Source organism: Desertimonas flava (assembly GCF_003426815.1).
In the GTDB taxonomy this organism is placed as follows: Bacteria; Actinomycetota; Acidimicrobiia; order Acidimicrobiales; family Ilumatobacteraceae; genus Desertimonas; species Desertimonas flava.
The window spans coordinates 421,309-439,167 of sequence record NZ_QKYK01000001.1; the positions used below are offsets into that span (position 1 = coordinate 421,309).

Below are 17,859 nucleotides of genomic sequence, written 5' to 3' on the forward strand. Positions count from 1 at the left end.
GCACCGTCACTCGCGGGCGAGCGGCCGACCAACGGGACTTTCGGCCCTACCGGCCGGGTGCGAGCACCCGGCAGTGTGCCGGCCGTGGAGAGCGCCGACTTCGAAACGTTGAACAAGCACGATTGCTTCGAGCTGCTGTCGTCGGCATGGCTGGGCCGCGTCGGTATCAGCGCGGACGCGCTGCCGGCAATACTGCCCGTGGCCTATGTCGTGGACGGATCATCGGTGGTGTTCCGCACGTCGGCAGGCAGCAAGCTCGACGCGGTCGGCGAGGGCCAGGTCATCTGCTTCGAGGTCGATCACGCAGACCGGGATCTGCGAACGGGTTGGAGCGTCCTCGTCATCGGGCGTGCCCAGGAGGTGACCGATCCGAACGAGCTCGCCCGCATCGACGACCTCGGCATCGAGCGGTGGTCATCGCCGACCGCTGACCACTACGTCCGGTTGCCCGCTGACGTGATCTCGGGCCGCCGGACCGGCATGCCGGTCAGCACAAGCTGCTGACCGCGGCCCGCTCGAGCACCGGCGAGCTCGACGTCCCGGCCGGTCGATGCCCACGGCCGGGGCCGACCGTCCCGCCTGCGGCCGTGTCACGGGGAGTCGGGCTTCGCACGGACGACGACCACCGGGCACGCGGCGTGCTCGGCGACGCGATGGGCGACCGAACCGAACAGGAGCGACCGGAACCCGCCGCGGCCTCGCGAGCCGACGACGACGAGGTCGGCATGGTCTGCGTGTTCCAGGAGCGAGCGGGCGGGCGGGCCTTCGACGAGCTCGCCACGAACCGCTCCTCGCCCGCGATCTCGACAACGTTCGAGGGCGCGGTCGAGAACCAACGCGGCGTCGACTCGTGTCAGGTCGTGGCCGGTCATCGAGCTGAGCTCGGTGCCGTACGGGTAGCGTGGACGACGACGAGCTCGGCGTCTCGGCGATCCGCTTCGTCGACGGCCCATGTCAGCGCTTCGTCAGCCGCGGCCGACCCATCGGTCCCGACGACGATCCGGTTCGACGGCGGCGTGGGCTCCGGGCTGCGCACGATGACGACGGGGCACGGGCTCGTCCGGGCAGCTGCGTGGGCGACCGAGCCGAGCAGCCACGACTGGGCTTCCCGGCGCCAGTGCCCCCGACGACCAGCAGCGTGCTGTTCTCGGCCGCGGCGACCAATTGCGTTCGTGGCGAGCCGGTGTCCACGCGCTCGTCGAATCTGACGGCCGGGTACCGGCTGCGCATCGTCTCGACGACGACGGCCAGATCGTCGCCGATGATCGAGCGTGTTGCCGCGTCGTCGTAGGCAACCGTCGGCATCCAGGCATCCACCGCGACCGGTGCCGAGTAACACGTCACGACGCTGACTCGGGCGCCTGTCCGATCGGCCTCGGCGGCCGCCCACATGGCCGCCGTCCGGGAAACATCCGATCCGTCGTATCCGACGGTGTAGGTCTCGTCCATCACCTCGATCATCGAGTTGTCACGACCCGATCACCAGAGACCAACGGCCCTGGAGGTCCGTCATGGAGTGCGGGCGGGTCCGCCGGTACCGCCACGATCGCGAGGTCGGGACCTTCGCCCCTTCCGTCCGCCGGGGCCGGCGGTGCTACCTGGAGGGCAGCGTCGTCGCGCGGCGATGAGCGTGAGATCGGAGGTAGGGCGGTGAGCATGATCGTGTGGCTCGAGGACCTCGGCAAGACCGATGTGGCCGTCGCCGGTGGCAAGGGCGCCAATCTGGGTGAACTGACCAACGCCGGGTTCCCGGTGCCGCCCGGATTCGTCGTCACGGCTCAGGCCTACGTCGCGTCGATGGACGAGGGAGGTGTACGCGAGCAGCTCGCCGCGCCGGTTGTCGAGCCCAGCGCCGCGGCGGCGACCGAAGCGCGCCAACTGGTCGGCAAAGCCGGGTTGCCCGCGTCCATACGCAGCAGCCTCGACGCCGCGTACGCCGAGTTGGGCCGCCGCCTCGGTGTCGAGGACCCACCGGTAGCGGTCCGGTCCTCGGCGACTGCCGAGGACTCTGCCGACACGTCGTTCGCGGGCATGAACCGCACGATCACCAACGTGCGAGGTACAGCGGCACTCGCCGAAGCCGTCGTCGCTGCGTGGGCATCGCTGTTCGGGGAGCGGGTTCTCGGCTACCGCAGCGCTCGCGGACTCGCCGGGGAACCTCAGATGGCGGTCGTCGTCCAGGCGATGTTCCGGCCGAGCGGTCAGGCGTGGCGTTCACCGCCGACCCCGTCACGTCCGACCGCGGTCGGATCGTGATCGACGCGGCGTTCGGTCAGGGCGAGGTCGTCGTCGGTGGACGGGTCGAGCCCGACACGTACATCGTCGACAAGCAGACCCTCGCACTGGTGGACAGGCGGATCGGCACCAAGACCCACAAGATCGTTGCTGCCGAGGACCACGGTGACGAACGCGTCGAGCTGTCACCGCAGGAAGCCGGTGAGAAGGTGCTCGAGGACGCCCAGGTCGTCGAGATCGCCCGGCTGGCCCGGAGTGTGGAGGACCACTACGGGGTGCCTCAGGACGTCGAGTGGTGCATCGCCGCGGAGGGACCCGTCATGCTCGTCCAGACCCGTCCGATCACCACGCTGGCATCGCCCGCTGCCGGATCATCCGGCCTAGCCGAGTCCACGGCGGCCGCCACGGACGTCGTCGCTCGCGGCCTCGGAGCCTCGCCGGGAGTTGCCGACGGGCCGGTCCGGCTCCTCCGCGAGCCCAGCGAGGGTTCGCTCCTGCAACGCGGCGAAGTCCTCGTGGCTCCGATGACGAACCCGGACTGGCTGCCGACGATGCGGCGCGCGGCAGCCGTCGTCACCGATCAGGGTGGCATCACCTGCCATGCGGCGATCGTCAGCCGTGAACTCGGCATCCCCTGCGTCGTCGGCACGCGCCATGCGACGACCACGCTCGCCACCGGCCAGGTCGTCACGGTCGACGGTTCGGCAGGCACGGTCACGCCCGGGAGGCGGAGCTCACCTGTCGTGGTGACGACTGCATCCCCGGCCCCCACGGCGGGCGGCGCGACCGATCTCGGCACCCGCCTCTACGTCAACGTCGCGCTCACCGATCACATCGAGCAAGTCGCCGCGCTCGCCGTGGACGGGGTCGGGTTGCTGCGAGCCGAGTTCCTCGTCACCGAGGCGCTTCAGGGCCGCCACCCGCGTGCGGTGCTGGCCGCCGGTGGACGTGAAGAGTTCCTGAGTGCGATGGCGACGGCGCTGTCGACGATCACCAGGGCGTTCGCCCCGCGACCGGTGGTCTACCGGACGATGGACTTCCGCACCAACGAGTTCCGTGCCCTGTCGGGTGGCGCCGACTACGAGCCACCCGAGCACAATCCGATGATCGGCTATCGCGGCTGCTACCGGTATGTGCGCGAGCCGGATCTGTTCTCGCTGGAGCTCGAGCTGCTGGCTCGTGTACGCGAGGAGACCCCGAACCTTCACGTCATGATCCCGTTCGTGCGCACCGGATGGGAGCTCGAAGCCTGCCTCGAGCTCATCGACGCGAGCCCGCTCGGACGCCAGCGCGGTCTCCTGCGATGGATCATGGCCGAGGTGCCCTCGGTCGTCTACCGGCTGGGTGAGTACGCCGCGATGGGTATCGATGGCGTCTCGATCGGTTCCAACGACCTCACACAGTTGGTCCTGGGTGTCGACCGCGACTCCGAGGTCTGCCGCGAGCTCTTCGACGAGGAGGACCCCGCCGTGCTCGCGGCGATCGGCCAGATCATCGGGGAGTGCCGCCGGCTCGGTCTGACGTCATCGTTGTGCGGCCAGGCGCCCTCGAATCGCCCGGCGTTCGCCGAGCACCTGGTGCGCGCCGGCATCACGTCCGTGTCGGTCAACCCCGACGCCGTCGAGTCGGCCCGCCACGCCCTCGGTGCGGCCGAGCACCGGCTGCTGCTCGAAGCGGCTCGCCGTGGCTGAGCCGCCAACGAGTCGCCCCAGCCCGACGTACTGTCGCCGGCGGCGTCAGCATTCAAGCGTCCGCTCAGTCAGGACCTCGTCCTGTGGAGTCCGGGTCTGCAGGTTCCGACCGTCGAACTCATGAGCTACCCGCGAATCGTGGTTTCGACCGACGGGTCGGATCTGTCGATGAAGGCCCTTCTGGCCGCCAGCGGCCTTGCCCGGCGGGCCGCCATACCGGTCACGGTGCTCGGCATCGCTTTCGATGACGCCGAGCGGCGCGATGTCACCGACCGCATCGAACGCGTGACCCGGGCCGTGGGCTCCGGTGTCGACATGCAGATCGACATCGCGACGGCGGGAGCGGTCGTGAGGATCCCTGGTGCCGCCGCCCGCACGATCGTGGAGGATGCCGACCGCGACGCGGCGCTCGTCTGCATCGCGTCCCACGGCCGGGGCGGGATCGGTGTCGCCCTTCTCGGGAGCACGACCGAGGAGGTGTTACGCGAATCGCGCCGGCCTGTACTCGTCGTCGGCCGCCACTTCCGTCCGCCCGACCATCCCGCGCGCGAAGGACGGCTCGTGGTGTGCGTCGATGGCTCCGACGTCGCCGAACGGGCGCTCGAGCCGGCGATCGACTGGGCCCGCCAGTTCGGTCCGACCCCGTGGATCGTTGAGGTGGCCCGGCGCCCCGATCTCTTCGCCCCGCCCTCCGATGGGCGGGAGAGCAACTACGTCCACGGACTCGCGCGCCGTGTCCCTCACGCGGAGTGGGAGATTCTTCACGCCGATGACGTCGCCGCGGAGTTGGCCGACCTGCCGCGCCGATGGCCGGTCGACGCCCTCGTGATGGCATCCCATGGCCGTGGCGGCATGGCGCGAGTGAGTCTCGGGAGCGTGACGATGAGCGTGGTGCACCACAGTGCCAGGCCCGTTCTCATCGTTCCGGCCGGTCATCGCCCCGCGGTCTGACCGGAACCCCTGCTCGATGCGGTGCCGGCGTCGTCCTCGCAAGGTTCGGCGGACACGACGAATGCATCGATCTCGGTGGCGTCAGTCCGGCGGCATGTACGGGTCGGGGGGCTGGTCGGTCTCGAGGCGATGACGGCGGATGATCCGGCCGGAGATTCGCTCGACTGCGATCTCGATCCATCGATCGCGACCCTCAGGTGCCCACGGCCGCACGTCGGTGTCGGCGACCGAGGCCAGCGTTGCCGGGTCGACGAGCGGCCCGGCGTGGCCACGGACGAGCACGCTCCATCCCGACTCACTGACCGGGTCGATCTCATCCATCTCGTACGACACGTACTGGCCTCGCCCGGCCGAACGGTCCAGCACCGAGTCCGGCGCCGTCCGGAAGAGCACTCGATCCTGAGTGAACAGGGCGTTCACCGGAAACGCCACAGGCCCGTCGTCGTCGTCGAACACGACGCGGCCGAAGCTCGTACCGCAGGCCAGCCGACGGCACGTCTCCTCCTCGAGTTCGTACATCGTGACGACGAACCCGTCGCGAAGTTGGGTCGGTATCGGTCTCACACGTCGATCGAAGCGCAGTCGTCCCGGTCCTGCCCAGGGTCCTCGACCCCGACCCGGCAGGCCATTCGGCCCTTGACGCCCGCCACCGACTCCGTGATCGGCGATCGGTCAATCGCCGGGATGGGCGAGCTCTCGCATCAGCAGCCGGAGTTCGACGCGGCCGGGAGGCGTCGCGGTCGTCGACCCCGCCGTCATCTCCAATCGCAGCGGCGGGAGCGGGTGGGACAGTGGCATTGGCTGCTCACGTTCGATGGCGTCGGCGATCGCTCGTAACAGCTCGACGATCAGCTCCGGCGGATGCGGCTCGATGATGATCCGTTCGACGGTGGGTGACTGCTGTGCCTGCCAGGACTCGACGATGCGGGCCACGGACTCGGCGCCGTCGCAGGTTTCCTGCTCGATCCGAGGGCCGTCGTGAGCGACGCTGACGTACGCCACCTGCGCCCATCCCTCTGCGGACTCCACAGCATCTGTCACGACCCCATCTGAGGCACCGTCGCGCCGCGAGATGTAGGGCCAAAGGTCCCTTGGCCCGCCGCGGCGCATCCGCACGGTGCGGATGGCCGAAGTTCCCGATCGGAGTGCCGTCAGCCCGCCGAGAGCAGCGCGAGTGCGCCACGTCCCGGGAAGTTGAAGGCGTGATTGACGAGCGCGAAGGTGCCGGCCTCGGGCGCTCGGAAATCGATCACCGCTCCCTGGGCTGGAGCGAGGTCGACGGCTTGTGCACCCCAGGTGCCCTCATTGCCGGGTTCGAGGGCGACGCCCTCCTTGACGACTCGGTGGAAGATCGCCCCGACGACGTGGATCGACGTTGCGATCGACGGCCCCGCGTCGAGGACGAACATCCGCACGTCCTCTCCGGTGGCGATGGAGATGGGATGATCGAGGTACTGCGAGGCGACGCCGTTGAACGCCTGGAAATCGGGCGCGGGAGCGGCTTGGTCGGCGGCCGCGTACGAGGTCACCTCGCCTTGCGGTCCGAGATACCACTCGGACTGGACGAAGAAGAGCTCGTCGTCGGCGGGTGGCAGGCCCTCGGTCGGCTCGACGATCACCATCCCGTACATCCCGTTGGCGATGTGGTGGAGGACCGGGGGAGTCCCGCAGTGGTACATGAAGACACCGGCGTAGTCGGTGGTGAACTCGTAGATCAGCTCCTCACCGGGAGCGATGGAGTCCATCTCGTCTTCCATCGACACCTGTGACGCGTGGAAGTCGATCGAGTGCGACACCTCCGAGTCGAGCGGGTTGATCAGATGAACGCGCACGGTGTCGCCGACCCGCGTCCGGAGCACGGGCCCCGGCACCTCACCGCCGAAGGTCCATACGAGCTGTTCGAACCCTTCGGCGACGGTCATCAGCTGCTCCTCGATGACGAGTTCCCACTCGATCAGGTCTCCGCCGTCGGCGGCACCTCCAGCGATGAGCGTGACGCCAGGCCCTTCGCCCCGCGCCGGTGGGTGGGGATCTCGAAGGGCGTACGCCGGAACCTCCGGGTCGGCCTCCGCCACGCCTGTGGGCTCCGCCGGACCGGAGTGTCCGTTCTCGCTGCCGGCCGGGTCGTTCGTCTCGCCTCCGGTGCCCGCAGCGATCTTGCCGGCCATCCCGGCATCCTCGTGCCCGGGGATGGAGCACCAGTAGCGGATTCCGCCATCGGGAACCGCGAACTCGAACTCGACGGTCTGCCCCGGACCGGCGACGATCGGGTCATGCCCCTCGAACGTGATGTCGTGCTCGACTGCACCGTCGTTGATCAGGACTCCTCGGTACTGTCCCGGGACAGCGACCAGATCCTTGGGAGCGAAGCCGAACTCGGAGGCGCGGAACTCGATGGTGTCGCCCGGAGCGACACCGGCAACGGCCGCTGGTCTCAACGCGCTGCCGCCGCGAACGGTCGGGGCGTCATCGACGCAGGCGACTGCGACGACGCCGAGCAGCAGCACCGCGGCCTGGTGAAGAGTCCTCGCCGGGTGGAAGGGTCTCCCGATCTTCATGGTTCATCGATGACTCCGATCGGTGCCGATCGGTGAGAGTCGAAGGTCCCGTCGCCTCCCGGCAGACGACCTTTTGTTCCCGCAGGAGGCCCATCGAGCCGTTTGCGGACCGGCACCGACGATCGGTCCCGGGCGCTGTCGAAGAATCGCTTGGCGAGCTCGGTCGCGGCGACGTAGAGGACGGTGATCGCGGCGAGGGCGGCCACGAGGGACGGGGTCGGGGCCGTCAGCCCGAGGCTGTCGGCGAGCGGGCTGAACGGGATCGCCACGGTGATCGCGGCCACGGCGAGTGACGACGCCAGCAGTGCTGTGCCGGGACGGCTGCGATACCAGGGTCTCCTGGTCCGAAGCACGAGCATGACGACAAGCTCGGTTGCCGTCGACTCGAGGAACCAACCCGTCCGGAACAGCTCGGCACCGGCGTCGAACCCGACGCGCAGAACGACGAACGTGGCGATGTCGAACGCCGAGCTGATCAGACCGAACGTGATCATGAAGCGGCGAAGCCGTGCGACGTCCCAGCCGTGGGGGTCCGACACCGCCTCGCGATCGACGTTGTCGGCCGCGATCGTGGTGCCGGGGATGTCGGAGAGGAAGTTGAGCAGGAGGATCTGCCGCGGCAGGAGCGGGAGGAACGGCAGGACCACGGCAGCGACCGCCATCGAGACCATGTTGCCGAAATTTGCCGAGATCGTGACCTGCACGTACTTGAGCGTGTTGGCGAACACCCGGCGACCCTGACGGATACCCTCGCCGAGCACACCGAGGTCCTTGTCGAGCAGCACGACACTGGCCGTGTGCTTGGCGATGTCGACTGCGCTGTCCACCGAGATGCCGACGTCTGCCAGCCGGAGTGCAGGTGCGTCGTTGATCCCGTCGCCGAGATAGCCGACAGTGTGGCCGCCGGCGCGTAGCGCTCGAACGATTCGTTCCTTCTGGAGGGGCTCGACCTCGGCGAACACGGCGGCCCGTACGGCGACGGCAGTCAGCTCGTCGTCCATGAGCCTCGCCATGGCGGCTCCGGTCACGATCTCGGCGGTGTCGAGGCCCACCGCGGCGGCGGCGTGCGCGGCAGCGTACCGGTTGTCGCCGGTGACGAGTTTGGTCGAGACGCCGAGGGCCGCCAGCTCGGCCAGCGCTGCCCCGGCGTCAGGCTTGGGTGGGTCGCTGAAGCAGAGGAACCCGGCGAGAACGAGCCCTGACTCGTGGACGGGCTCCAGCACGGCAGGTGGCGGTTCGGCCACGTGACGAGTCGCCACGGCCAGGACGCGCACGCCGCGGGCCGACAGGGCGGTGAACTGTTCGTGGGCTGCCGTCCGTGCCTGCTGGTCGAGATCGCAGCATCCGAGCACCTCCTCGACGGCGCCCTTCGTCACGACCATCGTCGTTCCCCCGACCCGGACGAGCACCGTCAGGCGTCGCCGGCTGAAGTCGTACGGGAGCTCGTCGATCATGTGGACGGCGGGCTCCGAGCCGTCGGCGGTTGCCGTGATGGCCTCGTCGATCGGGTTGCGGAACGAGCGCTGTGCCGCCGCGTTGATCCAGGCGAGATGGCGCACAGCGTCGGAAGGCCGGCCCGAAGGGTCGACCGCGGCGTCGAGCCGTATCGAGCCGGACGTGAGGGTTCCCGTCTTGTCGGTGCAGAGAGCACGTCGATCGCTCCGATGTCCTCGATCGCGTCGAGCCGCTTGACGATGACGCGCCGCGCCGCCATCACGCGGGCCCCGTGCGCCAGCGTGACGGTGACGATGGCAGGCAGCAGCTGCGGTGTCAGCCCGACGGCCAGGGCCAGAGAGAACAGGAGCGACTCGATGAGGGGACGATCGAGCACGACGTTGGCGACGAAGATGCCGGCGACCAGCAGCGCGGTCGCCCGCATCAGCAAGAAGCCGAATCGCCGCAAGCCGAGCTCGAACGCGGTCGGAACGTGTCCGGCGCCGAGGTGCGTGCCGACGCGCCCCAGCTCGGTATCGCTCCCGACGCTGGCGATCACCAGCACGCCGGTCCCGCTGGCCACGTGGGTGCCGCGCCATGCGCTGTTGGTGCGTGTGCCCAGCGGGGCGTCGTCGGGCAGCCGGCCCGGTTGCTTCTCGACGGGAAAGCTCTCGCCGGTGAGGGCCGACTCGTCGACCATCAGCGAATCGGCGGAGAGAATGCGACCGTCGCCGGGGACGACGTCGCCCGCGTGGAGCTCGACCACGTCACCGACGACAACATCGTCGATCAAGACGGGCACAACGGCACCGTCCCGTCGCACCTCGACCTGCACCCGCACGGCGCCGAGCAGATCGTCGACGGTCCGCACGGCGCCGCTCTCTTGGCGGTAGCCGAGCAGGGCGCTGGTGAGAGTGATGATGACGATGATCAGCCCGTCGACCAGGTCGCCCAGCACGATCGACAAGATCGCGGCGACGAGGAGCAGCAGGATGATCGGGTTGTTGAACTGGCGCCACAGCAGTCGCCACTGGTTCGCCGCGGCACTGTCCTCGCGTCGACCGACCGAACGAGAGCGCGCTTGTTCGGTCGTCAGACCGAGCGGCGTGGTGCCGGCAGCAGCGAGCACGTCGTCTTCAGGAGGCACCCAGAACGGGTGGTCGGCCGGCGTGGGCGTCACACCTCGAGCACACCACGCGCGCTGCTCCGACGACAGGGCCCAAGGTCATCGGCGCAGCCTCGGGTGAGGGCCCTTGTGACGCGCCGCATCCGGGCCGTCGTGTCGCGCGCGTGCGTCAGGTCGGTGGTCCGGCGAACTCCTGGAAGGCGGCCCAGGCGCGTGGCCCGTACACGGATGCGGTGCCGCCGTCCATGAGCAGCGCGACGCCGAGCGCCTCGGCGACTTCGTCGGCGGTCGCGCCGCGGCGGGCCGCCGCCTTGGCGTGGTAAGCGATGCAGCCGTCGCACTGCTTGACGACGGCGATCGCCAAGGCGATGAGCTCCTTGGTCGAACTGGCGAGCGCGCCGTCGGCGACGGCCGCCTCGTGCATGCTCCCGAATGCGTTCCACGTGTTCGGGATCGCTCCGCGGAGTGAGCGCGTCGGTCCCTTGAGCTCGTCGATCAGGTGGGCGGAGCTCGGCGCCGGCCCGGTGGGGGACATCAGCGAGCCTCCGACTCGACATGGGACGTTGCCATGCCTTCACTGTCTGCCGGCCGTCATGTGCTCGCTAGGGCCGATGGTCACCACGCCGACCCGTCGGAGTCCGGGTTCTTCGCCGCCCCGGATCGACGCACGACCGTCCGTCGGTCGAGCGGCTCAGTTCAACGGCGCCTGCCAGATGAGATGCGTGCCACCGGAGGTCGATGTGGAGACCGACAGGTTGCCCCCCACCGCGGCAGCGCGACCCTGTAGGTTGCGCAACCCGTTGCCCTTGCCGATCGATCCGTCGTCGATTCCGATGCCGTCGTCGATCACGTCCAGCCGGACCGTGCCACCCTCGACCGCGACGTGCACCTCCACCTTTGTCGCCTTGGCGTGACGGGCGACGTTCGACAGTGCCTCGCGCAACGTCAAGACGAGATGATCGGAGACGGACGCCGAGACCGATGTGTCGACCGGCCCGGCGATCTGGCAGAGCGGGTCGAATCCCAACGCACTCGTGGCGTCGGTGCAGACGGTGATGATGTCGGCCCGAACACTCACCGTCTCGTCGGCGGGCTGACCGAGACGGAAGATGGCATTGCGAACCTGGCGGATCGTCCTGTCCAAGTCGTCGATCACCTGAGCGAGCCGTTGGGTGAGCTCGGGCTGCCTCGACATCTGTGCGGCGGACTGCAACGACAGTCCGGCTGCGAAGACTCGTTGGATGACGTCGTCGTGGAGGTCTCGAGCGATTCGCTCGCGTTCGTCGAACAACGATCGCATCTGCTCGAGCTGGTAGAGGCGGGCGTTCTCGATTGCCAGCCCAGCCGCCGCTGCGAGACCGACCACCAACTCCTCGTCGACGTCGGTGAAGACATCACCATCGGCCTTGTCGGTGAGGTACAGGTTGCCGAACACCTCGTTGCGCAGCAAGATCGGCACACCGAGGAACGACGTCATCGGTGGATGGTTGGGCGGGAATCCGAAGCTGTCGGGATGCGCAGAGAGGTCGGGCAGCCGCAAGGGCTTCGGGTCGACGATCAGCAGGCCCAGGATGCCGTGGCCCTCTGGCAGATCCCCGATCCGTCGGATCGTGTCGTCGTCGATCCCGACGGTGATGAACTCCGACAAGCGGGTCCTCGACTCGTCGAGTACCCCCAAGGCTCCGTACCGGGCGTCCACCAGTTCCGTGGCGGTCTCGATGATCCGCCGGAGGATCGTCGGCAGGCTGAGTTCTGATCCGACGGCCATCACGGCGTCGAGCAGCCTCCTCAACTGCTTGACGCCCGCGTACTCGTAGTGGGCCACGAGTCGATGATAGATTCGTCAGACGTGTCCCGCCGCAAGGAGCTGTAGTCGCCGATGATCCGGGTCTTCCTCCTCGACGATCACGAGGTGGTTCGACGCGGGGTCCGCGACCTGTTGGAGGCGTCCGGCGACATCACCGTCGTCGGAGAGGCATCGACGGCCGAGGAGGCGCTGCTCCGGGTCCCGGTCGCCAAGCCCGACGTCGCTGTCCTCGACGTTCGGCTGCCCGACGGCAATGGCATCGAGGTGTGCCGCCAGATCCGCTCCGATCACCCTGAGCTGCGTTGCGTGATGCTGACGTCGTTCAACGACGACGAAGCGCTCGTGGACGCCATCATGGCCGGTGCAGCCGGGTATCTGCTGAAGGAGGTGCGCGGCGGCGACCTCGTCGAGGGGGTGCGACGAGTCGCTCGAGGGGAGTCGTTGCTCGACCCGCTCGCCACCGCCCGCGTCATCGATCGGTTGCGCAATCCACCGCCTCAGGATCAGCGGTTGGCGTCGTTGAGTGCGCAGGAGCAGAAGATCCTCGCCCTCCTCGCCGACGGCCTCACCAACCGGCAGATCGCCGCCGAGATGTACCTGGCGGAGAAGACGATCAAGAACTACGTGTCCAACCTCCTCATGAAGCTCGGTATGCACCGCCGGACCGAGGCGGCCGTCTACGCCGCCCGTCTCAGTCAGCGTCACCACCCGGAGATCTGATCGCTCGATCGGCCTCGGCCGCGGTCCCCTGGCCGCGGACGCCGACGTTGACACGCGGACGGTCTGAGGGAGAGTTTCGGAGCGATCGCGTCATCGCATGGCCCGTTGCGACTTCCGGTCAGAGAGACAGCGCGTTTCGATCGGGCAAGGAGGCGGGATGGGAGGCGGGAGGTACATCTGGCGTGGCGACGTCGACCCGGTCGGCTCCGATGCGGTCGCCCCGCCGGCCACGAGCGGACCCTCGCCGATCCCCCGATTCATCCTGCACATCGCACGAGGTTCGCGCTCGTTCGGGGCCATGGTCGCTCTCGCCTTCCGCCGGGCGATCGAGTGAGGCGGTCGCGCAGCCGGGCGGATGGGTCCGCCTTGACGCTCGGCTGCGTGCCTCCGGCGAGCAACCTCCGAGTGGCACGACGTCGGTTCCCTGGCCGGTCGTGGTCGAGCGCGCGCCCGGGCCACGCGCCGGCCCGACGACGACGCCGGGCTCGGAGATGGGAAGGCGCACGGCGAGCATGTCGACGCGGTCGCGCCGCAGCAGTCGAACTGGCTGTGCTCGAATCCGGTCTCCACGAGCTCGACGTCGTAGTTCGAGTGCTCCTGCTTGAACCGGCGATGATCTCCAAAGGGTACGGACCGCCGTTGGCCGGCGAGTACATGCCGATCCGCACGGTGCCGGTGAGCCCAGTCGCAGCGGCACGGGCATTGTTGAACGCCTGTTCCATCTGCTGGTACGCGGGGAGCATGCTCTGGCGCATCTGCGCCCCGAGCGCCGTCAGCGATACGGCGCGGCTGGTGCGCTCGAACAAGCGACCACCGACTCGGCGTTCAAGGGTGCGGATGGTCTGGCTGACCCGAGAGGGCGTCAGCCCGAGCCGAAGGATTGTGGAACGCGATTCTCAGACACGGCTGGCTGCGTCCGTTGCGGCTGCCACCCGCCAACACACAGTGGTACACTATCCGGTACCACTTCCGGGAGGACGCCATGGCGATCACCGCGAGCGAAGCCCGCAAGAACCTGTTCCCGCTGCTCGAGAAGGTCAACGAGGACCGCACCCCGATCGAAATCACCTCAAAGCGAGGCGACGCCGTGCTGCTTTCCATCGACGACTATCGCGCCCTCGAGGAAACTGCCTACTTGCTGCGGTCGCCAGCCAACGTCCGCCGCTTGCTCGAGAGCCTCGACCAAGCACGCGCCGGCAGCTCCGAGGAGCACGAACTCGACCGGTGAGGCTCGTCTTCACCCCCAACGGGTGGGACGACTATCGGCACTGGCAGAGCACCGATCGTGCCACGCTCAAGCGCATCAACCGCCTCCTCGACGACGTCACCCGCGATCCCTTCGCTGGCATCGGCAAACCAGAACAGCTTCGTCACGCCCTCGCCGGTGCGTGGTCTCGACGAATCGACGAGGAGCATCGGCTCGTGTATCTCGTCGACGGTGACGACATCGTGATCCTCCAGGCTCGCTACCACTACTGACAGACCTCGCGATAGTGGTGCCGACTGAACCGGCCGATCGTCGATCACTTGGAGCAGATCGAGCAGTCCGAGCAGATCGCCGCAACAGTGGGCCTCGCCGACGTCGTGGGCAGTCACTGCGACTTGAACGCTCACAGCGTGGTGTTCACGATCACCTCGCACACGACCTCGCCGTCGCTCTCGGGCGGCCGGCCCGAGATCCTCGAGCAACGACAACGGCTGCTTCGCGCCGCGATGGCTGGCCGAGAACCCGCTTCGGCTGAAGGTGCTCGCTCGTAAAGCCGAAGGAGCGGACGGCGGCACGGCCGGGCCACATTCGGGTCATGTCTGTTGCGCCGCGCGAGCCTCACGAGTCGGGGATGATCGATGTCGGTGACGGCAACCACGTCTACTGGGAGACGGTCGGCAGCAACGCCGGCAAGCCGATGCTGCATGTACACGGCGGCCCGGGCTCCGGCGCCGGCCTCGGTGCTCGCTTTGGATTTCGAGGAGTTCGAGCAGCGCCACGCGATCACTGGTGGCGGCCATGACCCGTAGTCACCCGGACTGATCGGGCTCGCTACGTCGTGTCGCCGAGGAATTCGATCTCCTCGCCACCACGAGAGGCTGCGGCGGCGCAGCGGGGAGTGCTGTGAGCGTCGGCCGCCGTAGTGTTCGGTGCCTCTCCCCGCTGTCCGCCCGCCGTTCGCGCGATTGTCCGAATTTGTCCGTGGAGCCGGAAGGGTCCTTGGTCCCAAGTGTTCCGGTTGGCGTCGGAGGAGCTGCACTGAACGACGTAGCACTCGCCGTACAGGGTTTGAATCGAACCGGGCACAAACGCCCTGGTGGCTCGATTGGCGGAAGGAGTGGGATTCGAACCCACGGAGGTTTGACCCTCGCACGCTTTCGAGGCGTGTCCCTTCGTCCGCTTGGGTATCCTTCCGCTGCGGGAGGCTATCGGCCCATCGGCCGATCCCGAACCACTCCGCTGGGGTGGCGCCGATCAGGCGTCGGCCGTGTCGAGGTCCGTGGAGTCGCCGGCGTCGGCCGCCGAGCTGTCCGTCGATGAGGGTCCGTCGGTCGGGGCGGGACCGTCGCCGCCGTCCCACTCGTCGTGTCCGTACTCGTGTCCCGGTCCGCCCAGCGACGGGAATGCTCCGTCGTCATTCGGCTGTCCGGGGAAGCCGCCGCCGGGGAATCCGGGGAACTCGTCGCCTGGGAAACCACCAGGCCAGTTCGTCCCGGGACGGCCGGGTCGGCCGGGACGGGGGAGACCGCCGGGCCGGTTCACCAGCTCATTGACACGCTCGATCGCGATGGCCAAACGCTCAGCGCCTTGCTCTTCGGTGAGCTCACCCGCAGCCACCGCTTCGTCGATGCGCTCCGACGCGGTCTCGACGAGAGCGTCGATCACCGTCTGAACCTCGACGCCTTGCGACACGGCGACGTCGGCGATGCTCTGGTCCTCGCCGAGCGCAGTCACCAGTTCCTCGGTGGAGATGCCGAGCGCGTCGGCCGCCACGTCGAGGCCGATCGCGATCCCACCGACGCGGCCGGGGCGGGCCACGTCGCCACGACCGCCGAGTACAGGCATGGCGTCCTCGAAGGCGGCGGCCACCGCATCAGCCTGGCTCTGGGTCAGTGTTCCGTCGGCGACGAGATCGGCGAGCAGATCGTCGATCCAGGAGTCGCCCGTCGTCGACATCTGGTCGTCGCCGAGGTCGCCGTCCGCGCCGGTCTGGTCATCGGCCGTCGCGTCGTCAGATGTCTCGTCGCTCGACGGCTCGGCCTCGGTGGCGGTGGTCGTCTCGTCCCCGCCAGTGGTCGACTCGTCGTCGGGCACCGTGTCGTCGATGGTCGCCGGCGAGGCGGCGAGCGCTGGACTCATCGTCCAGGCGGCGCCTCCACCGAGCAGCCCGAGGCTGGCGGCGACGACGGCGGCTCTGCGTGTTCTCATCATGATCTCCGTTCGTGGTCGAGGGGTGATCACGACGATGACGACGGCGGTTGAACCTTTCGGCAGGATCAGCCGGGAACTCGCTGAGAACGCGCCGGCGGCTGTGTGTCAGCGGCGCCGCTCGGCGAAGAACTGCTTGAGCAGCTGGCCGCAGCGCTCCGCCTCGAGGCCCGACTCCACGGGGATCCGGTGGTTCAGACGAGGGTCGGTCACCAGGTTCATCAGGCTGCCGGCGGCGCCGGCTTTGGGATCGGTCGCGCCGTACACGAGGCGACCGAGCCGGGCGTTGACGAGGGCGCCGGCGCACATCGGGCAGGGCTCGAGCGTGACGACGAGCGTGCAGTCGTCGAGTCGCCAGTGCCCGATCACCGCGGCCGCATCGCGGACGGCGAGCAGCTCGGCGTGGGCGGTGGGGTCGCCGGTGAGCTCGCGTTCGTTGTGGCGGGCGGCGATGATCGCGCCGTCGCGCACCACCACGGCACCGACGGGGACATCGCCATGGGCGACGGCGGCCGCGGCCTCGGCGATCGCCGCGTGCATCTCGACGTGCCAGCCGGCCGGGTCGGTCGTCGGCGGTGTGGTCATAGACGGTGGTCGTTGGGCGCAGCGGCGACGTTCGTGCCGGCGGCCATCAGCGGAGGGAGTGGGATTCGAACCCACGGTGAGTTTCCCCACACACGCTTTCCAAGCGTGCCGATTCGGCCGCTCTCGCACCCCTCCTGGGTTGCCCGGGGCTTGCGACCTCGGGTGGACGAAGGGTAGCGGGCGGCTATCGTGACGCCACCACGTTGATCGTCGCGTTTCGACGATCGGCGTCGTCCTCGTGCCGGCTCCGGCGGGTAGTGAGGTGACGGTCGGGTCCTGTGCAACGGGTGCTCGCGAACCAGGTCAGGACCGGGAGGTAGCAGCCTTCAGCGATACCACCTGTGTGCCGCAGATCGCCTGGCCGTCACTTCAGTGCCCGTCGGAGCCGTGCCGCGTCCGGAAGGGTTCGCCGTGTTCGCCTGTGGTGTCGCGAAGCTTCGCTGTCTCAATAACTGGGACACGAATCCCGCTGGACAAGACGTGCCGTCTGGCGCGACTGTGGAGTCATGCCCGATGTCGACGTCTACAGCCACGGTCATCACGAGGCGGTGCTCCGCAGCCACCGTTGGCGCACCGCAGAGAACTCCGCCGCCTACCTGCTCCCGCACCTCCATCCGGGCGATCGGCTGCTCGACCTCGGCTGCGGGCCGGGCACCATCACGCTCGACCTGGCATCCCGGGTGGCTCCCGGCCCGGTGCGCGGTGTCGATGTCGCCGACACTGTCGTGGCGGAGGCGCAGTCCGCTGCCGCGGCCGCTGGCGCCGGCAACGTCGAGTTCGACGTGGCCAATGCCTACGACCTCGACGCGGCCGACGGTGATTTCGACGTGGTTCACGCCCATCAGGTGCTGCAACACCTGAGCGACCCGATCGCCGCGCTGCGCGAGGCACGGCGCGTCCTGCGGCCCGGCGGGCTGATCGCCGTCCGCGACAGCGACTACGGCGCCTTCTGCTGGGCGCCGTCGGATCCGCGACTCGACCGCTGGATGCAGCTGTACCACCAGATCACGCAGCGCAACGGCGCCCAGGCCGATGCCGGCCGCTGGCTCCCCACCTGGGTCCACGCTGCCGGTTTCGAGGACGTGCAGACGTCGAGCTCGACGTGGACGTTCGCCACCACGGAGGACCGCACGTGGTGGGGGCTGCTGTGGGCCGACCGCATCCGTGCCTCGTCCTACGGGGAGCAGGCGGTGGAGTACGGGTTGAGCGACGAGGCCGAGCTGGCCGAGTTGGCGGCGGCGTTCGAGGCGTGGGCGGCCGAGCCGGCCGGCGTGTTCGTCGTCGTCCACGTCGAGGTCCTCGCCCGCGCTCCGGGTGCCTGACCGCGCGCAGCTGGC

16 protein-coding genes, 2 tRNA genes, 1 other RNA gene and 4 pseudogenes are annotated in these 17,859 nt (G+C 68.8%); 10 read left to right on the forward strand and 13 right to left on the reverse strand.

What is annotated here, in order from left to right:
* Positions 1–84 precede the first annotated feature (84 nt).
* Positions 85–504, forward strand: coding sequence for a pyridoxamine 5'-phosphate oxidase family protein (locus DN771_RS02030; RefSeq protein WP_162941438.1), 420 nt, complete (start codon positions 85–87; stop codon positions 502–504).
* A gap of 86 nt (positions 505–590) precedes the next feature.
* Here the strand turns inward: DN771_RS02030 and DN771_RS30805 are convergent.
* Positions 591–1,461: pseudogene (locus DN771_RS30805) on the reverse strand (universal stress protein).
* Positions 1,462–1,656: 195 nt separating this feature from the next.
* Between DN771_RS30805 and ppsA the strand changes: the two are divergent.
* Positions 1,657–3,926 (forward strand): annotated as a pseudogene (gene ppsA / locus DN771_RS02045) (phosphoenolpyruvate synthase).
* Positions 3,927–4,046: 120 nt separating this feature from the next.
* Positions 4,047–4,877 carry a universal stress protein gene (locus DN771_RS02050; protein ID WP_116995635.1) on the forward strand — a complete coding sequence of 277 codons (831 nt, stop codon included), beginning with the start codon at positions 4,047–4,049 and terminating at the stop codon, positions 4,875–4,877.
* 81 nt (positions 4,878–4,958) lie between these two features.
* Here the strand turns inward: DN771_RS02050 and DN771_RS02055 are convergent, their stop codons facing one another.
* From DN771_RS02055 to DN771_RS02080, 7 genes and pseudogenes are all read right to left on the reverse strand, one after another.
* Entirely contained in the window at positions 4,959–5,441 is a 483-nt protein-coding gene (locus DN771_RS02055; RefSeq protein WP_116995636.1) for a pyridoxamine 5'-phosphate oxidase family protein, read from the reverse strand.
* A gap of 108 nt (positions 5,442–5,549) precedes the next feature.
* Positions 5,550–5,918 carry a hypothetical protein gene (locus DN771_RS02060; protein WP_162941440.1) on the reverse strand — a complete coding sequence of 123 codons (369 nt, stop codon included), beginning with the start codon at positions 5,916–5,918 and terminating at the stop codon, positions 5,550–5,552.
* A gap of 110 nt (positions 5,919–6,028) precedes the next feature.
* The gene (locus DN771_RS02065; RefSeq protein WP_116995638.1) at positions 6,029–7,435 is read right to left on the reverse strand and encodes a multicopper oxidase domain-containing protein; all 1,407 of its coding nucleotides are present in this window, start codon (positions 7,433–7,435) and stop codon (positions 6,029–6,031) included.
* Positions 7,432–9,042, reverse strand: coding sequence for an HAD-IC family P-type ATPase (locus DN771_RS29950; protein ID WP_227462258.1), 1,611 nt, complete (start codon positions 9,040–9,042; stop codon positions 7,432–7,434). The genes DN771_RS02065 and DN771_RS29950 overlap by 4 nt, the downstream gene beginning before the upstream one ends.
* A gap of 98 nt (positions 9,043–9,140) precedes the next feature.
* Positions 9,141–10,049: pseudogene (locus tag DN771_RS29955) on the reverse strand (P-type ATPase actuator domain-containing protein); the annotation flags it as partial.
* A 115-nt stretch (positions 10,050–10,164) separates the two neighbouring features.
* Positions 10,165–10,530, reverse strand: coding sequence for a carboxymuconolactone decarboxylase family protein (locus DN771_RS02075; protein ID WP_116995639.1), 366 nt, complete (start codon positions 10,528–10,530; stop codon positions 10,165–10,167).
* 156 nt (positions 10,531–10,686) lie between these two features.
* A complete protein-coding gene (locus tag DN771_RS02080) occupies positions 10,687–11,820 on the reverse strand; it encodes a GAF domain-containing sensor histidine kinase (RefSeq protein WP_205528373.1) in 1,134 nt (377 codons plus the stop codon).
* 54 nt (positions 11,821–11,874) lie between these two features.
* Here DN771_RS02080 and DN771_RS02085 point away from each other — a divergent pair, with 54 nt between their 5' ends.
* On the forward strand, positions 11,875–12,522 hold the full coding sequence (locus DN771_RS02085; protein ID WP_116995640.1) for a response regulator: 648 nt from the start codon (positions 11,875–11,877) through the stop codon (positions 12,520–12,522).
* 157 nt (positions 12,523–12,679) lie between these two features.
* Positions 12,680–12,856, forward strand: a complete 177-nt coding sequence (locus DN771_RS29150; RefSeq protein ID WP_162941441.1) for a hypothetical protein — start codon at positions 12,680–12,682, stop codon at positions 12,854–12,856.
* Here the strand turns inward: DN771_RS29150 and DN771_RS02090 are convergent.
* Complete coding sequence (locus DN771_RS02090; protein WP_116995641.1) at positions 12,780–13,403, reverse strand: LysR family transcriptional regulator; 624 nt, start codon at positions 13,401–13,403, stop codon at positions 12,780–12,782. The two genes, DN771_RS29150 and DN771_RS02090, sit on opposite strands and share 77 nt — an antisense overlap.
* Positions 13,404–13,504: 101 nt before the next feature.
* On the opposite strand from DN771_RS02090, the gene DN771_RS02095 reads away from it, so the two are divergent.
* The 3 genes and pseudogenes from DN771_RS02095 to DN771_RS30810 all read left to right on the forward strand — a co-directional run.
* Positions 13,505–13,750 carry a type II toxin-antitoxin system Phd/YefM family antitoxin gene (locus tag DN771_RS02095; RefSeq protein WP_116995642.1) on the forward strand — a complete coding sequence of 82 codons (246 nt, stop codon included), beginning with the start codon at positions 13,505–13,507 and terminating at the stop codon, positions 13,748–13,750.
* Positions 13,747–14,001: a Txe/YoeB family addiction module toxin gene (locus tag DN771_RS02100; RefSeq protein WP_116995643.1), complete on the forward strand. Its 255-nt coding sequence runs from the start codon at positions 13,747–13,749 to the stop codon at positions 13,999–14,001. The genes DN771_RS02095 and DN771_RS02100 overlap by 4 nt, the downstream gene beginning before the upstream one ends.
* 323 nt (positions 14,002–14,324) lie before the next feature.
* Positions 14,325–14,477 (forward strand): annotated as a pseudogene (locus DN771_RS30810) (prolyl aminopeptidase); the annotation flags it as partial.
* A gap of 358 nt (positions 14,478–14,835) precedes the next feature.
* Here DN771_RS30810 and DN771_RS02115 read toward each other — a convergent pair.
* The 4 genes from DN771_RS02115 to DN771_RS02130 form a co-directional block, all read right to left on the reverse strand.
* A tRNA-Ser gene (locus DN771_RS02115) sits at positions 14,836–14,923 on the reverse strand.
* Between the two features lie 60 nt (positions 14,924–14,983).
* On the reverse strand, positions 14,984–15,937 hold the full coding sequence (locus DN771_RS02120; protein WP_162941442.1) for an MMPL family transporter: 954 nt from the start codon (positions 15,935–15,937) through the stop codon (positions 14,984–14,986).
* A gap of 108 nt (positions 15,938–16,045) precedes the next feature.
* Positions 16,046–16,522, reverse strand: coding sequence for a tRNA adenosine(34) deaminase TadA (gene tadA / locus DN771_RS02125; RefSeq protein ID WP_193615337.1), 477 nt, complete (start codon positions 16,520–16,522; stop codon positions 16,046–16,048).
* 50 nt (positions 16,523–16,572) lie between these two features.
* Positions 16,573–16,657, reverse strand: a tRNA-Ser gene (locus DN771_RS02130).
* A gap of 132 nt (positions 16,658–16,789) precedes the next feature.
* Here DN771_RS02130 and ffs point away from each other — a divergent pair.
* Positions 16,790–16,888, forward strand: an RNA gene (gene ffs, locus DN771_RS02135) — signal recognition particle sRNA small type.
* 140 nt (positions 16,889–17,028) lie between these two features.
* Positions 17,029–17,844: a methyltransferase domain-containing protein gene (locus tag DN771_RS02140; RefSeq protein ID WP_116995646.1), complete on the forward strand. Its 816-nt coding sequence runs from the start codon at positions 17,029–17,031 to the stop codon at positions 17,842–17,844.
* The last annotated feature ends 15 nt before the right edge of the window (positions 17,845–17,859 follow it).

Coding starts and splice junctions, on each gene's coding strand:
- DN771_RS29150 (WP_162941441.1), top strand. CDS start 12,680: ATGGGAGGCGGGAGGTACATCTGGCGTGGCGACGTCGACCCGGTCGGC.
- DN771_RS02140 (WP_116995646.1), top strand. CDS start 17,029: ATGCCCGATGTCGACGTCTACAGCCACGGTCATCACGAGGCGGTGCTC.
- tadA (WP_193615337.1), bottom strand. CDS start 16,522: ATGACCACACCGCCGACGACCGACCCGGCCGGCTGGCACGTCGAGATG.
- DN771_RS02095 (WP_116995642.1), top strand. CDS start 13,505: ATGGCGATCACCGCGAGCGAAGCCCGCAAGAACCTGTTCCCGCTGCTC.
- DN771_RS02065 (WP_116995638.1), bottom strand. CDS start 7,435: ATGAAGATCGGGAGACCCTTCCACCCGGCGAGGACTCTTCACCAGGCC.
- DN771_RS02120 (WP_162941442.1), bottom strand. CDS start 15,937: ATGAGAACACGCAGAGCCGCCGTCGTCGCCGCCAGCCTCGGGCTGCTC.
- DN771_RS02085 (WP_116995640.1), top strand. CDS start 11,875: ATGATCCGGGTCTTCCTCCTCGACGATCACGAGGTGGTTCGACGCGGG.
- DN771_RS02050 (WP_116995635.1), top strand. CDS start 4,047: ATGAGCTACCCGCGAATCGTGGTTTCGACCGACGGGTCGGATCTGTCG.
- DN771_RS02075 (WP_116995639.1), bottom strand. CDS start 10,530: ATGTCCCCCACCGGGCCGGCGCCGAGCTCCGCCCACCTGATCGACGAG.